This is a genomic window from Leifsonia sp. GW821-FHT13C05 (genome assembly GCF_058806515.1).
This window is the reverse complement of record NZ_JBXAPT010000002.1, coordinates 281180-294758: the sequence shown is the minus strand read 5'-3', so window position 1 is coordinate 294758 and position 13579 is coordinate 281180. Positions and strand designations below refer to the sequence as shown.

The following is a 13579-nucleotide window of genomic DNA, read 5'->3' as shown; positions in this document are numbered from 1 at the left end:
CCGGCACCGTACCCCTCCCTTTCCCCTGCCTCCGCGCGGCGTCCGCCCCGCGCGGGAATCCCGAAAGACTGACATGCCCCCTCTCGTGAAGACGATCGCGAAGCGTGTGCTCACGACGATCGTGCTGCTCTGGGGTGTCACCGTCGTCACGTTCCTCCTGGTGAGCGTGGTGCCCGGCGACCCCGCGGCGGCGAACCTCTCGCAGCAGGCGTACGACGACCCTGCGATCCGGGAGGCGTTCCGTCAGAAGTGGGGCCTCGATCAGCCGTTGATCGTGCAGTACGGCCGCTACCTGTGGAACATCCTGCACGGCGACCTCGGCACGTCCCAGCAGACGCACCGCCCCGTCATCCAGGATCTCGGCCAGTACATCCCCGCGACGATCGAGATCGCCATCCCCGCCATGATCATCGCGATCGTGATCGCGGTCGGCCTCGGCATCCTGTCCGCGATGCGCAAGGGCAGCGCCACAGACAACGGCATCAGGGTGCTCTCCCTGACCGGCCTGTCGACGCCGCCGTTCTGGCTGGCGCTCGTCGCGCTCTACATCTTCTTCTACGTGCTCGGCTGGGTGCCGAACGGCGGCCGTCTCAGCAACAGCTTCGACCCTCCGCCCACGGTCACCGGCATGTACACCGTCGATGCGCTGTTCGCGGGCCAGTTCGACGTGTTCTGGGATGCGGTGTGGCACCTCGTGCTCCCGGTCGGCATCCTGGCCTTCCTCACGGTCTCCGGACTGCTGCGGTTCGTGCGCTCGTCGATGCTGGAAGTGCTCGACTCCGACTACATCCGCGCCGCCGTCGCCAAGGGGTTGCCGCGCCGTGTCATCACCTGGCGGCACGTCTTCCGCGCCGGTCTTCTTCCCGTGCTCACCGTGTCCGGGCTGACGATGGCGTCGCTGCTCGGCGGAGCGGTACTGGTGGAGCAGATCCTGAGCTGGCCGGGCCTCGGGCAGTACGCGTACAAGAGCGCCCTGTCGCTCGACCTCCAGGCGATCCTCGGCGTCACCCTGTTCGTCGCGCTCGTCTACACCCTGATCAACCTGCTCGTCGACGTGCTCTACAGCGTCGTCGACCCCCGGATCGGATCGAAATGACCGCAATCCCACCTCCCGCAGAGACCCTCGTGCGCGCCGGGCGCCGTTCGGCAGACGACCGGATGCTGCGCTCCCGCTTCGGCTCCGTCTGGCTTCGGCCGTGGACCGTCGTCTCGATGGCCGTCATCGTCGTCTGGGCGCTCCTGGCCGTCTTCGCCCCCTGGATCGCGCCGTACGATCCGCTCAAGACCGTGGGAGACAACCTTCAATCGCCGAGCGGCGCCCACTGGTTCGGCACGGACGAGCTCGGCCGGGATGTGCTCAGCAGGGTGATCACAGGAACCAGGCTCTCCCTGCCGCTCGCCGTGGTCATCGTCGCCCTCTCGCTGCTCGTCGGCGGCATCGTCGGGCTGCTCGCCGGATACCTCGGCCGCACGGTCGACACGGTCGCGATGCGGCTGGCCGACCTGGTGCTCGCCTTCCCGCAGATCATCCTGGCGATGGCCGTGACCGCGGCCTTCGGGCCGAGCACGGGGAACGCGGTGCTCGCGCTGGTGATCGTCTCCTGGCCGCTCTACGCGCGCATCATCCGGAGCTCGGTGCTGAGCGTGCGGGAGCAGGAGTATGTCGTCTCCGGGCACCTCCTCGGTTCCGGGACGATCAAATCCATCGTCAAGGACGTCATCCCGAACAGTGCAGGGCCCGCTCTGGTCATGGCGACCATCGAGCTGGGCAACGCGATCCTGATGCTCGCTGCGCTGTCGTTCCTCGGGCTCGGCCCCCGGCCGCCCGCCGCAGAGTGGGGCGCCATGATCGCCCTCGGGTCGCAGAATCTCTCGAACTGGTGGATCAGCCTGTTCCCCGGTCTCGCGATCCTCACGATCGTGCTCGCCTTCAACATGCTCGGCGACAGCGTCCAGGACTATCTGGACCCGCGCAACAGGACGGGGAAGCTCCGATGACGCCACTGCTGACCGTCGACGACCTCACGGTCTCGCTGCCGACCGCATCGGGATACGTCGGCGTCGTTCGCGACGCCTCGCTGACGGTCGGGGAGGGCGAGATCGTCGGGCTCGCCGGGGAGAGCGGCTCCGGCAAGACGATGACGTCGTCCGCGATCCTCGGCATCCTGCCGAAGGGTGCGCGCACGTCGGGCACCGTGGCCTTCGAGGGTCGCAACCTGCTGACCCTGCCGGAACGGGAGCTCTCCCAGGTGCGGGGCAACCGCATCGCGATGGTCTTCCAGGACCCGTCTGCCGCCCTGCACCCCCTGCTGACGATCGGCACGCAGATCACCGAGCACATGCGGCACCACCTGGGCGTCAGCAAGAGCGTGGCCGTCGAGCGCGCTGTCGAACTGCTCGACCAGGTCAGGATCGCCGAACCGCGCAAGGCGCTTCGCTCGTACCCGCACCAGTTCTCCGGAGGGATGCGGCAGCGCGCGGCGATCGCCATTGCGCTGGCCTGCGAGCCTCGGCTGCTGATCGCCGACGAGCCCACGACGGCACTCGACGTGACCGTGCAGGCGGGCATCCTGCAGCTGTTCGACCGGCTGCGCGACGAGACAGGGGTGTCTGTGCTGTTCATCACCCACGACCTCGGCGTGCTGTCGACGATCGCCGATCGCACATACGTCTTCAAGGACGGCACGGTCGTGGAGTCCGGTGACACGGAGGACGTGCTGCTGCGGCCGACCCACGAGTACACCAGGGCGCTGATCGCCTCGCGCGCGCAGTCGCTCGCGCAGGAGCGCGTGGCCGAGGCGGCCGCGGAAGGGACGCAGCGATGAACCTGCTCGAACTCGACGATGTGCACGTGACGCATCACCGCCGCGGCAGAGACCCGGTCCGTGCTGTACGCGGGGTGAGCCTCACGGTCGCGCCCGGCCAGATCGTCGGCCTCGTCGGCGAATCGGGGTGCGGCAAGTCGTCGCTCGCCCGGGTGGCCGTCGGCCTCTCCGCGCCGACAGAGGGAGCGGTGCGCTTCGAGGGCAGGCCGCTCGAAGCGTCGCGCCTGCGGGCGAGGGCGAAGGATGCACTCGGGCTGCAGATGATCTTCCAAAACCCGTACGCCTCGCTCAGCCCCCGCCGCTCGATCGGCAGCCAGCTGCTCGACGGTGTGCGCGCACCGTTGCCCCGTCAGGAGCGCGCAGCAGAAGCAGCCAGGCTGCTGCAGTTGGTGGGGCTCGACCCGGACAGTCGCAATCGCTACCCCAACCAGTTCTCCGGAGGCCAGCGCCAGCGTCTCGCCATCGCGCGGGCGCTCGCCGCCAAGCCGTCGCTGGTGATCGCCGACGAGCCGGTGACCGCCCTCGACGCCTTCTCCTCTGCCCAGATCGTCACCCTGCTCACCGGCCTCGTGCGCGAGCTCGGGATGGGCATGCTCTTCATCTCCCACGACCTCTCGCTCGTGCGCGCCATCGCCGACGAGACCGCCGTCATGTTCGCGGGTGAGATCGTTGAACGCGGGCCGTCGGAGCGGGTGTGGAACGAACCGGCGCACGAATACACGAAGACGCTGATCTCCGCCATCCCGGTGATCGGACCGAAGACCATACGCCGGAAGACCGCGGGCACCGCCCCGGCCGCCGGTCGGGAAAGGAACAGCCATGTCGGTTGACACCATCGCCGGACCATCGACAGGAACAGTGCTGACGGGCATCCGGATGTTCGACGGCAGGAACGGTGAGCTGCTCACCGGTCACGCCGTCGAGATCGACCGGGAGGGGACCATCGTCGCGCTCGGTCAGGAGGCCGACGTCGTGGCGGCGGCTGCTGCGGATGCGCGCCGCATCGACCTCGGAGGCCGCGTGCTGTCGCCCGGCCTCATCAACATGCACGTGCACTTCGGTCTCGCGCTGCCTGGCACGGCGGGCGACCTGGTCTCCAGCGGTTCCGACGGCGACCTCCTGCTCGTCATGGCCGACTCCGCCAGGCGCACCCTGCTGGCCGGAGTGACCACTGTCCGGCTGGTCGGCGAGAGCCGCTACCTCGACTTCGCGCTGCGCCGCGGGGTGCGCGCGGGGGCCGTCGACGGCCCGCGCATCTTCACAGCAGGGCACGCCCTGTGCTGCACGGGAGGGCACGGCTGGGAGTCCGACGCGCTGGAGGGCGACGGCCCCGACGACTTCCGCAGGCTCACCCGGCTGCAGATCCGCGAGGGAGCCGACCTCATCAAGGTGTGCGTCTCCGGCGGCATCGCCGGAGAGCACGAGCAGATCGACACTCCGCAGCTGTTCGACGACGAGATGGAGGCCGTCATCCAGGTGGCGCACGACTGGGGCAGGAAGGTGACGGCGCACGTTGGACCGTCATCGACGCTCGACCGCGCCATCCGGCTCGGACTCGACTGTGTCGAGCACGGGTACGAGCTCACCAGTGAGACGACGGACCTGATGGCCGAGCACGGCGTCTGGTACGTGCCGACGATCACGGTCAGCCGGTGCGCCGAATTCTTCGACGAGCAGGGTGTGCCGGCCTGGATGAAGGAGCGCGCGCTCGGCGCGGGGCCCCGGCACTGGGAGAGCCTGCAGAACGCCATCGCCAGCGGGGTGAAGATCGCGATGGGCACGGACATGCCGCCCGCCGCGAACTTCGACGGTACGACGGCGACCGTGCGCGAGATGGAGTTCATGGTCGATGCCGGCATGTCGCCCATCGACGTGATGCGCTCGGCCACGTCCTCTGCCGCCGAGCTGATCGGCGACGAGTCGTTCGGCTCGATCCGCGTCGGCTCTCGCGCGGATTTCGTCGCGATGGCGGACGACCCGACCCTGGATGTGTCCGCACTGCGCGGCATCGACTGGGTGATGAAAGACGGCCGCGTGTACCGCGACGATCGCGAGACGTCCCGATGAGCGCCGTGCGCGAGATCGCCGACCGCTACCTGGCGGCGCTGGCTCCGCACGAGCCTGCCGCGGCCCAAGCGCTCGGCCGTCCGGCCGCCGACCGCCTGCAGGACTTCTCGCCCGAGTGGGCGGAGGCCAGGCGGGCACTCGACGCCGCGGTCGCCGACGAGCTCCGCGCCATCGACCGGACGACACTGGATGCGGCGGACCGCCCCCTGCACGCGGCGATGCTCGAACGGCTCGACAGCGACGTGTCCCTGTTCGACACGGGATTCACGCCCCGCCTGCTCGCGCCGCTCGCCACCCCGGTGCACTTCATCCGCGAGGCGTTCGACGACACCGTGGTGACCGCCGACGACGCGGGCGACGCCGTGCTGGAGCGCCTCGCCGCCGTCCCGGCAACCCTCGGCGACCTGCGCCGCCGCCTCGAATGGTCGCGCGACCAGGGCGAGCTCGGCCGTTTCAGCGGCGGAGGGGTCGCGGGCCGCACCCAGGTGATCGTCGTCGCGGACCAGATCGCGTCGTGGATCGATCCGGACGGGATGGACTACTTCGGTTCGCTGCGCAGCCACGGACTGGACGCCGCGCGCGCGACGAGACTCGCGTCGCTCTCCGCGGACGCGACCGCCGCCTTCGCCGCGTTCGAGCGGTTCCTGCGGTCGGACCTCGCGCCAGACGCTCCGACCCAGGACGCCGTCGGCGAGGAGGTCTACCAGGCCACAGCGCGTGCGTTCCTCGGCAGCGACCTCGACCTCGACGACATCTACGCATACGGCTGGAGCGAACTGGAACGCCTCGTCGCCGAGTCCAGGCGCATCGCGTCCGAACTCACCGGGACGCCTGTGGATCCGGACGTCGTCCGTCGCGCCGTCGCCGCTCTCGAGGCGTCTGGGGACCAGTCCCTATCCGGTCAGGACGAGATCGCAGCGTGGCTCCGCGCCCGCGTCGACCAGACCATCGCTCAGCTCGACGGCACGGCGTTCGACCTGCCCGCCGACATCGGCGAGGTGGAGTGCGTGGTCACGGAAGCAGCATCCGGAGTCGTCTACTACCTGCCGGGCGCACCGGATGGGAGCAGCAGGAGCAAGATCGTCTGGACCATCCCGCGTGGCCTGACGTCCATCGCCACCTGGCACGAGGTGACGAGTGTGCACCACGAGGGCGTCCCCGGCCACCACCTCGAGCACTCGATCAACCGGGCCAACGCATCCCTGCACCCCTGGCAGCGCTACCTCTGCGAGGTGCACGGCTACGCAGAGGGCTGGGCGCACTACTCCGAGGGGCTCGCCGACGAGTTGGGGCTGATCCGCAGCCCCGCCGAACGGCTCGGCATGGTGCTCGGCCAGATCTGGCGGTCGGTGCGCATCGTCGCCGACCTCGGCCTGCACACCGGACGCGCGATCCCCGCGACCACCATCACCGACGCCACCGCCTGGACGCCGGAGCTCGCCGGCTCCTTCCTGCGCGACCTGGCGATGACCGACGCTCACACGGCGAAATTCGAGGTCGACAGGTACTTCGGCTGGCCGGGTCAGGCGCTCGCGTTCAAGGTCGGCGCGAAGCTGTGGCGGGATGCGCGCGAGCAGTCCCGCCAGCGGCTCGGCGCCGACTTCGACCTCGCACGTTTCCACCGGGATGCGCTCGGGGCCGGCCCGATGGGCCTCGGCCCGCTCCGCTCCACCCTCCTCGGCGACCGATGACCACGAAAGGCACGACAGTGCACCAGGAACCACCCGCCCAGGATGCGCGCACGGACGCAAACGAGCTCCACGCGTTTGTCGAAGACCTCTACGCGCACCTCGGCGACCGCTCGGCGTTCGACCGGAGGCTGCATCCTGAGGTGACGGTCTGGGAGAGCGCGGACCCGCGGCTGCTGCGGGGGATCGCCGAGCTGGACGAACTCCGCGGACCGGCGATCGCCCTCGAGCAGCGCACGACGCCGCTCCCGCTCGTCGAGCCCGTCGGCATCGTCGCCGACCGGTGGGGAGACACCGGCGTGCTCCGCTACCTGCTGGAGGTGCGCGCATCCACCGGCGCGCCGGTCAGCGAGCTGGTGAGGGTCACCGACGTTGTACGCCGCGACGAATCCGGCTGGCGGATCGTGCACCACCACGCCACAGACATCGAACCGGCAGCGGTGCCGGCAGAGGAGGACCACCGATGAACAGAGACAGCGTGGAGTGGCACGGCTATATCCCGGCCATCACGACGCCGTTCACCCGCGACGGCGAGCTCGACTTCCCGGCGTTCGAGCAGCAGCTGGGCTGGCTCGCCGCCGAGAGGATGCACGGTGTCGTGCTCGCGGGGACGACGGGCGAGTGGTTCAGCCTGAGCGAGCAGGAGCGCGCCGAGCTGTTCCGGCAGGGCGCATCCATCGCCGGATCGGGCATGTGGGTGCTCGGCGGCTGCAACGCGTTCACGGCGGCGGAGGCCATCCGGCACGCCAAGGCGGCTGAGCGCGCCGGGCTCGACGGCATCCTGCTCACCCCGCCGCCGTACATCGTGCCGACCAGGCGCGAGGTCGTCGCCTTCTACCAGGAGGTCTCGGATGCGACGGACATCCCGATCTGCATCTACAACTGGCCGCGCGGCTGCATCGTCGACCTCGACACCGACCTGCTCTCCGAACTCGCGGAGATCGAGAACGTCGTCGCCATCAAGAACTCCACGGGCGACACGGCCGGGTTCCTGGGCGGTCTGTACGCGCTCGGCAACACGGTGCGGTACTTCGGCATCCCGACCAGCGAGCTCGGCGCCGACCTCGTCGGTCTGGGCCGCGGCGACGGGCTGATGGGCTCCGGCGCTCCGCTCGGCGCCGACCACCCCGACTTCTGGCGGGCGCTCGCCGCGGGGGACCGCGACCGTGCGCTGGCGCTCGGCGCCAAGGACCGCGTCGTGATGCAGCGCTGGTTCACCCAGGACTACGGGGCGCAGTTCGGCAACGCCCAGGCCATCATGAAGACCGCGCTCCGGCTGCGGGGCGTCCCGGCCGGATACGTCCGCCGCCCCCTGCTCGAACTCACCGAGGACGAGGTGCAGATCGTGCGTTCGACGCTGGAGGGTCTCGGCGTCGAAACCGTTCCGCTGTCGTGAGCACCATCGTCGATTCCGTCGTCGTCGGCGGCGGGCTGCTCGGATCGGCGCTGGCCTGGATGCTCGCCGGTGACGGCGCTGAGGTCGTGCTGATCGAGCGCGACCAGCTGAACCAGCACGCCTCCGGCCAGAACGCGGGCAGCCTGCACTTCCAGCTCGAATACCGGATGGTGGAGCACGGTCTGGAGGCGGCGCGGCAGGCGGCAGAGGCCATGCCACTGCACCTGGACGCCGCGGCCCACTGGGCGCGTCTCGCCGACGAGCTCGGCGAATCCGTCGGTGTGGTGCAGAACGGCGGCCTGATGCTCGCCGAGAACGCCGAGCAGGCCGCCGTCCTCGAACGCAAGGCCGAGCTGGAGCGGTCATGGGGCCTCGACGTGTCGCTCCTCGACCGGGATGAGGTGCACGCGATCGCGCCGTACCTCTCCGACTCCGTCGTGGCGGCGGCGTTCTGCCCGATCGAGGGCAAGGCGGACACCCGCAGGGCCGGGCCGGCGCTCGCGCGCGGTGCAGAGCGTCTCGGCGCGAGCATCCTGACCGGAACGGAGGTGACCGCGATCCGCCGCGACGGCTCCCGCTGGCGTGTGGAGACGTCGTCGGTGGATGCGGACGGGCGCGCCGTGCAGCGCACCTTCGTCGCCCAGACCGTGATGCTCGCCGGCGGCGTGTGGACGTCGCAGCTGGGGGCGATGCTCGACGTGCGCCTGTCGACCATCCCTCTGGCGCTGACCATGTCGGTGACCGCCAAGACCCCGTCGTTCATCCCGCATCTCGTGCAGCACGCGGGAACCCGGCTGTCGCTCAAGCAGTCGCCGGACGGGACCGTGCTGATCGGAGGCGGCTGGCCCGCCACGCTCGCCACCGGAGCCGACGGGCTGCCGGACCTGTCTGCGCGACCGCACCTGCTGCAGGAGTCCGTCGCCGGGAATGCGCTCGCCGCGCTGCGCGTGGTGCCGCGGCTCGCTCCGCTGCCCGTGCTGCGCACCTGGGTCGGGACCACCACCGTGACCCCGGACCAGCTCCCCCTCGCGGGCGCCGTGCCGGGGCGGCCGGGCGTCTTCGTCGCAACGGGCGGCTCCGCTTTCACGCTCGGCCCGAGCTTCGCGCGCATCCTGACCGATCTGGCGCAGGGGCGCAGCACCGCGATCGAGATGGCGCCGTACCAGCCGCTGCGCTTCGGAGGGATGGCCCATGTCTGAGACCAGGAGACTCCCGCGTGAGCGCGAGGAACCGGTGACGCTGGACGTCGACGGCGCACCGGTGGCCTGCTTCGCCGGCGAGACCGTGGCCGGCGCCCTGCTCGCGGCAGGGGTCACGGTGTTCACCACGCGCGGAGGGGAGCCGCGGCAGCCGCTGTGCAACATGGGCACCTGCTTCGACTGCTCTGTCGAGATCGACGGGCGGCCGATGACCCGCGCCTGCCTGACGCCGGTGGCGGACGGCATGAGCATCCGAACCGGACAAGGAGACTGACATGTACGACCTCGCTGTGATCGGGGCAGGACCGGCAGGCGTCGCCGCCGCGCTGGCAGCCGCCGACCAGGGGATCGGCGTCGTCGTCATCGACGAGCAGCAGCGCCCGGGCGGCCAGATCTTCCGGCGTCCTCCCGTGGAGTTCGGGGCGACGGGTGCCCCGTCCCCGGCCGGATACCGGTGGGCAGGCGGTCTGCTCGCCGCTGCGGAGACGCACCAGCGCATCCAGTGGCTGGCGGGGACGACGGCCTTCGGGGTGTTCCCCGAACGGGTGGACGGCGCTTCGGCGTTCAGCATCGCGCTGGTAGCGCCGGACGGTTCGAGGCGCATCAGAGCCCGCCGCCTGCTGATCGCGACCGGAGCGTACGACCTGCCCGTCGCCTTCCCGGGATGGACGCTGCCCGGTGTGATGATGGCGGGCGCTGTGCAGGGATTCCTGAAGAGCCAGCGGCTGCTCGTGGCGAAGCGGTTCGTGCTGGCGGGATCGCACCCACTGCTGCTCGTCGTCGCCGAGCAGCTGCGGTCAGCCGGGGCCGACATCGCCGAGGTCGCATTCGCCCGCGGGCTGCCGGGGCTCGGCGAGGCCGTCCGTGCTGTGCCCGCCGTCCCAGGACACGTCGGGCTGTTCGCGGAGACGGCGGCGTCCGTCGCCAGACTCGTCGCCGCCGGGGTGCGCATCTCCACGCGCACGATCGTGACGGCGGCAGAAGGGGATGGCGCGCTCACGGCCGCGACCCTCGCTCCGGTCGACCGGGCCTGGCGGAAGCGCGGGACACCGCGCACCGTGCAGGCGGACGCGCTGGTGGTCGGCTACGGGTTCCAGCCGTCGACCGAGCTCGCCAGGCAACTCGACTGCACGCTGCGCTGGGACTCTCCGAAGGGCGGCTGGGTCGTCGAACACGATGAGACGATGGCGACCTCGATTCCCGGCGTGTACGTGGCGGGCGAGCCGACCGGCGTCGCCGGGGCCGAGCAATCCCGGGCGGAAGGACGGCTCGCTGGACTCGGCATCGCCGCCGACCTGGCGTCGGCCGACGGGCGCACCGGTGCCACGGCGAGCGAGCGCGCCCTCCTGGATGCGCGTCGCGGCGTCCGCGCGGCCCGTCGCTTCTCCCGCGTGGTCGAGCGCATGTTCGAGCCGAACCGCGCGGCGCTCCTCGCCCTGGCGACTCCGGCGACCACCGTGTGCCGGTGCGAGGTCGTCAGCCGACGTACGATCGAAGACGTCCTCGACAGCAACCCCCATTTCGGCACGGCGAGTGCCGTCAAACTCGAGTGCCGCAGCGGCATGGGCCCGTGCCAAGGCCGCTACTGCGAGACCGCCGTCGCCGGCATCGTCGCGGCCAGACGCCACCGCCGGGTGGATGAGGTCGGACGGTTCGCCGCGCACGTGCCGGTCAAGCCCGTCCCTCTCAGTGCGTACGCCGCGCTCGGGGAGGACCCGATGGAACCCTGACCGAAGCGCTCCCAGACTCACGATCCGCAGCACAAACACAGGAGAAACAATGCACATCAGAAAGAGCAGGGCACGGCACGCGATCACCGCTGTCGCCCTCGCCGGCGTCGCAGCCCTTGCGCTGTCCGCCTGCACCACATCCGGCAGCACGTCGGGTTCGACCGCCGCGACGGGAGGCACCGTCACGGTCGCCGTGGTCAACGACCTGACCTCGCTGAACCCGTCGACGCCGCAGGGCAACGTGGACACCAACGGTCAGGTCGGCTACCTCAACGGCGCGTACGGCTCGGGGTTCCAGTACATCGACGACAACTACAAGATCGTCCACGACGACAAGTTCGGCACCTTCGAGAAGACCTCGGACGACCCGCTGACGGTCAAGTACACGCTGAACAAGGCGGACAAGTGGTCGGACGGTGAGCCGGTCACGGCCGACGACATGATCCTCGGCTGGGCGATGCAGTCCGGATACTACGACTCGGCCACGTTCGACCAGGCCACCGGCGAGGTCACCTCCGGCACCCAGTACTTCACGCCGGCCGCCGGCACGGCGGGCATCGACCAGACGGCGTACCCCGCCGTCAGCGACGACAACAGGACGATCACACTGACGTACGCCAAGCCGTTCGTGGACTGGGAGCTGTTCAACCCGATCGCGCTCCCCGCGCATGTGCTCGCCAAGAAGGCTGGTCTCTCGTCCCCCGCCGACCTGACCAAACTGCTGAAGGGCCTGCCCAAGGGCGACAAGGCCGCACCGACCGCCCCGGATGCGACGCTCAAGAAGGCCGCGGACTTCGCCAACACCGGCTACGACATCACCGCGTTCCCGACCGACAAGGACCTCCTGGTCGCCTCCGGCCCGTTCGTGGTATCCGGCTGGACGCCCGGGCAGTCGATCACGATGGTCAAGAACAAGTACTACGCCGGCGGCCTGAAGCCGAAGGTCGACAAGGTCGTCTTCCGCATCATCCCGGACTCGAACGCGCAGGTGACCGCGCTGCAGAACGGTGAGGTCGACATCATCAACCCGCAGGCCTCCGCGGACACGCTGACCGCCCTCAAGGCGACCAGTGCGACGGTGCTGGCGGGCGATCAGGTCTCGTACGACCACCTCGATCTCAACTTCGGGGCTCCCGTCTTCCAGGACCCGAAGGTGCGTGAGGCGTTCCTGAAGACCGTCCCGCGTCAGCAGATCCTCGACTCCATCGTCACCCCGGTGAACCCCAAGGCCGAGGTGCTGAACTCGCAGATCTGGCTTCCCAGCCAGGACGAGTACGCCGCCAGTGTGAAGCAGAACGGTTCTGACAAGTTCGACAAGGTCGACATCGACGGCGCCAAGGCGCTCCTCGCAGGTGCCACCCCGACCGTCCGGATCCTCTACAACACGAACAACCCGAACCGCGTCGACGAGTTCCAGGCCATCTCGGCCTCGGCGGCCAAGGCGGGCTTCAAGGTCGTCGACGCCGGTTCGCCCGACTGGAGCAAGCTCCTCCCCGGTGGCAACTACGACGCATCCCTGTTCGGCTGGATCAGCCCCGGAGCGGGAACCACGATGATCCCGCAGCTCTTCGCGACCGGCGGCGGGGGAAACAACAACCGCTACAACGCGATGAACGACGTGGCGGTCAAGACGCAGACCACCGTCGACAAGGACGAGCTCATCACGCTCGAGCAGCAGATCGACAAGGCCACGTTCGCCGACGGCTACGGCCTGCCGCTCTTCCAGCTGCCCGGCATCTTCGGCGTCAGCGCGCGCGTCGACGGCGTGAAGTACATGGGCAACCAGACCGGGCCGTTCTGGAACTTCTGGGAGTGGTCGGTGAAGAGCGGGAAGTAGTCGCCGCCTCCACCGATCAGGCCCAGGGTCCCACCGCGAACGGATGTTCGCGGCGGGACCCTGGGCCCGCTCAGCTTGAACGTCGCTTGAATCGCATCAGGGCTACCGTCGCGCCAATCACGACGAAGATGCCTGCACCAACAGCCGACTCACCAACGGTTGATTCGGTCGCCCAGAGGAGGAAGGCCAGCAGCAGCGCTCCACCGCCGAGCGCCCACAGAAGGTCGACCCTCAGCACTTTTCGTTGGTCACGTTCCACAGGGCCACTCCTGACGCGTAAGGGACATTGATCTGGGCGCAACGGCCCTGAGCGGCTGCCTGGCGAACCGGGTCGACCCAGGAGGCGATACGCCACGCAATCGTCATTCCGCAAGCCACGCGGGCTTGGATGATCGGCACGTAGCCGCAGAACGCAGCCACTCCACCCGCAGCTGTGCTGATCCGGCTCGCAAGGCTCTTGGTCTCAGCCTTCGACAGCTTGGCCGCAACGCCCCACCAGAGGATGTCCATGGTGGGGTCGGCGACGACGGGAAACGCGGTGGCGGCAGTGAAGTCCACAACCTGAGTCAGTGTGTTGCCGCTGACTTCATAGTGGGTCGGAACTGCGTCGCCGTTGGCGTCCTTGGCCCAAGGGCTCGCAACGTAGGCGGTGAACGAGCCGTCCCGACCTGCTGCGACGACCGACCCGTCCTCGTTGAGGTGCAATGACTGCCCGCGCGCCAGCCGCATCGGATAGTCGTACCGTTTCGGCGCGTTCGCGTTTCCGATGACCGTTGTAATCTGCACAGTACCGCGCTCGCGAATCACGGGGACGGTGCGCGAACGGGAGACCAATGG

The 13579-nt window shown here is 69.6% G+C and carries 14 protein-coding genes; 12 read left to right on the top strand and 2 right to left on the bottom strand.

Annotation, left to right across the window (positions count from 1 at the left end; all coding sequences use genetic code 11):
• The first annotated feature begins 73 nt into the window (after positions 1–73).
• From AC1ROC_RS07980 to AC1ROC_RS07925, 12 genes are read left to right on the top strand one after another with little or no spacing between them, the layout of a single operon-like run.
• The gene (locus AC1ROC_RS07980) at positions 74–1096 is read left to right on the top strand and encodes an ABC transporter permease (RefSeq protein WP_085370537.1); all 1023 of its coding nucleotides are present in this window, start codon (positions 74–76) and stop codon (positions 1094–1096) included.
• On the top strand, positions 1093–1998 hold the full coding sequence (locus tag AC1ROC_RS07975; RefSeq protein ID WP_492999316.1) for an ABC transporter permease: 906 nt from the start codon (positions 1093–1095) through the stop codon (positions 1996–1998). Before AC1ROC_RS07980 ends, AC1ROC_RS07975 begins: the two co-directional genes overlap by 4 nt.
• Positions 1995–2825, top strand: a complete 831-nt coding sequence (locus tag AC1ROC_RS07970; RefSeq protein ID WP_168690352.1) for an ABC transporter ATP-binding protein — start codon at positions 1995–1997, stop codon at positions 2823–2825. Before AC1ROC_RS07975 ends, AC1ROC_RS07970 begins: the two co-directional genes overlap by 4 nt.
• Positions 2822–3655: an ABC transporter ATP-binding protein gene (locus tag AC1ROC_RS07965; RefSeq protein WP_492999312.1), complete on the top strand. Its 834-nt coding sequence runs from the start codon at positions 2822–2824 to the stop codon at positions 3653–3655. Before AC1ROC_RS07970 ends, AC1ROC_RS07965 begins: the two co-directional genes overlap by 4 nt.
• Positions 3645–4892, top strand: coding sequence for an amidohydrolase family protein (locus tag AC1ROC_RS07960; protein ID WP_492999311.1), 1248 nt, complete (start codon positions 3645–3647; stop codon positions 4890–4892). Before AC1ROC_RS07965 ends, AC1ROC_RS07960 begins: the two co-directional genes overlap by 11 nt.
• Positions 4889–6583, top strand: a complete 1695-nt coding sequence (locus tag AC1ROC_RS07955; RefSeq protein WP_492999308.1) for a DUF885 domain-containing protein — start codon at positions 4889–4891, stop codon at positions 6581–6583. The genes AC1ROC_RS07960 and AC1ROC_RS07955 overlap by 4 nt, the downstream gene beginning before the upstream one ends.
• Positions 6580–7047, top strand: a complete 468-nt coding sequence (locus AC1ROC_RS07950; RefSeq protein ID WP_492999306.1) for a nuclear transport factor 2 family protein — start codon at positions 6580–6582, stop codon at positions 7045–7047. Before AC1ROC_RS07955 ends, AC1ROC_RS07950 begins: the two co-directional genes overlap by 4 nt.
• Positions 7044–7976, top strand: a complete 933-nt coding sequence (locus AC1ROC_RS07945) for a dihydrodipicolinate synthase family protein (RefSeq protein ID WP_492999304.1) — start codon at positions 7044–7046, stop codon at positions 7974–7976. The genes AC1ROC_RS07950 and AC1ROC_RS07945 overlap by 4 nt, the downstream gene beginning before the upstream one ends.
• Entirely contained in the window at positions 7973–9175 is a 1203-nt protein-coding gene (locus AC1ROC_RS07940; protein ID WP_085370529.1) for an NAD(P)/FAD-dependent oxidoreductase, read from the top strand. Before AC1ROC_RS07945 ends, AC1ROC_RS07940 begins: the two co-directional genes overlap by 4 nt.
• Complete coding sequence (locus AC1ROC_RS07935; RefSeq protein WP_085370528.1) at positions 9168–9449, top strand: (2Fe-2S)-binding protein; 282 nt, start codon at positions 9168–9170, stop codon at positions 9447–9449. Before AC1ROC_RS07940 ends, AC1ROC_RS07935 begins: the two co-directional genes overlap by 8 nt.
• 1 nt (position 9450) lies before the next feature.
• Complete coding sequence (locus AC1ROC_RS07930) at positions 9451–10905, top strand: FAD-dependent oxidoreductase (RefSeq protein WP_492999302.1); 1455 nt, start codon at positions 9451–9453, stop codon at positions 10903–10905.
• Positions 10906–10954: 49 nt separating this feature from the next.
• Positions 10955–12742 carry an ABC transporter family substrate-binding protein gene (locus AC1ROC_RS07925; protein ID WP_492999301.1) on the top strand — a complete coding sequence of 596 codons (1788 nt, stop codon included), beginning with the start codon at positions 10955–10957 and terminating at the stop codon, positions 12740–12742.
• 70 nt (positions 12743–12812) lie between these two features.
• On the opposite strand, the gene AC1ROC_RS07920 is transcribed toward AC1ROC_RS07925, so the two are convergent.
• Entirely contained in the window at positions 12813–13001 is a 189-nt protein-coding gene (locus AC1ROC_RS07920; RefSeq protein ID WP_168690346.1) for a hypothetical protein, read from the bottom strand.
• Positions 12974–13576 (bottom strand): hypothetical protein, encoded by a 603-nt coding sequence (locus tag AC1ROC_RS07915; RefSeq protein ID WP_492999298.1) that lies wholly within the window; start codon positions 13574–13576, stop codon positions 12974–12976. The genes AC1ROC_RS07920 and AC1ROC_RS07915 overlap by 28 nt, the downstream gene beginning before the upstream one ends.
• Positions 13577–13579: the final 3 nt, after the last annotated feature.

Coding starts and splice junctions, on each gene's coding strand:
- AC1ROC_RS07945 (WP_492999304.1), top strand. CDS start 7,044: ATGAACAGAGACAGCGTGGAGTGGCACGGCTATATCCCGGCCATCACG.
- AC1ROC_RS07950 (WP_492999306.1), top strand. CDS start 6,580: ATGACCACGAAAGGCACGACAGTGCACCAGGAACCACCCGCCCAGGAT.
- AC1ROC_RS07960 (WP_492999311.1), top strand. CDS start 3,645: ATGTCGGTTGACACCATCGCCGGACCATCGACAGGAACAGTGCTGACG.
- AC1ROC_RS07955 (WP_492999308.1), top strand. CDS start 4,889: ATGAGCGCCGTGCGCGAGATCGCCGACCGCTACCTGGCGGCGCTGGCT.
- AC1ROC_RS07975 (WP_492999316.1), top strand. CDS start 1,093: ATGACCGCAATCCCACCTCCCGCAGAGACCCTCGTGCGCGCCGGGCGC.
- AC1ROC_RS07965 (WP_492999312.1), top strand. CDS start 2,822: ATGAACCTGCTCGAACTCGACGATGTGCACGTGACGCATCACCGCCGC.
- AC1ROC_RS07970 (WP_168690352.1), top strand. CDS start 1,995: ATGACGCCACTGCTGACCGTCGACGACCTCACGGTCTCGCTGCCGACC.
- AC1ROC_RS07980 (WP_085370537.1), top strand. CDS start 74: ATGCCCCCTCTCGTGAAGACGATCGCGAAGCGTGTGCTCACGACGATC.
- AC1ROC_RS07930 (WP_492999302.1), top strand. CDS start 9,451: ATGTACGACCTCGCTGTGATCGGGGCAGGACCGGCAGGCGTCGCCGCC.
- AC1ROC_RS07935 (WP_085370528.1), top strand. CDS start 9,168: ATGTCTGAGACCAGGAGACTCCCGCGTGAGCGCGAGGAACCGGTGACG.
- AC1ROC_RS07925 (WP_492999301.1), top strand. CDS start 10,955: ATGCACATCAGAAAGAGCAGGGCACGGCACGCGATCACCGCTGTCGCC.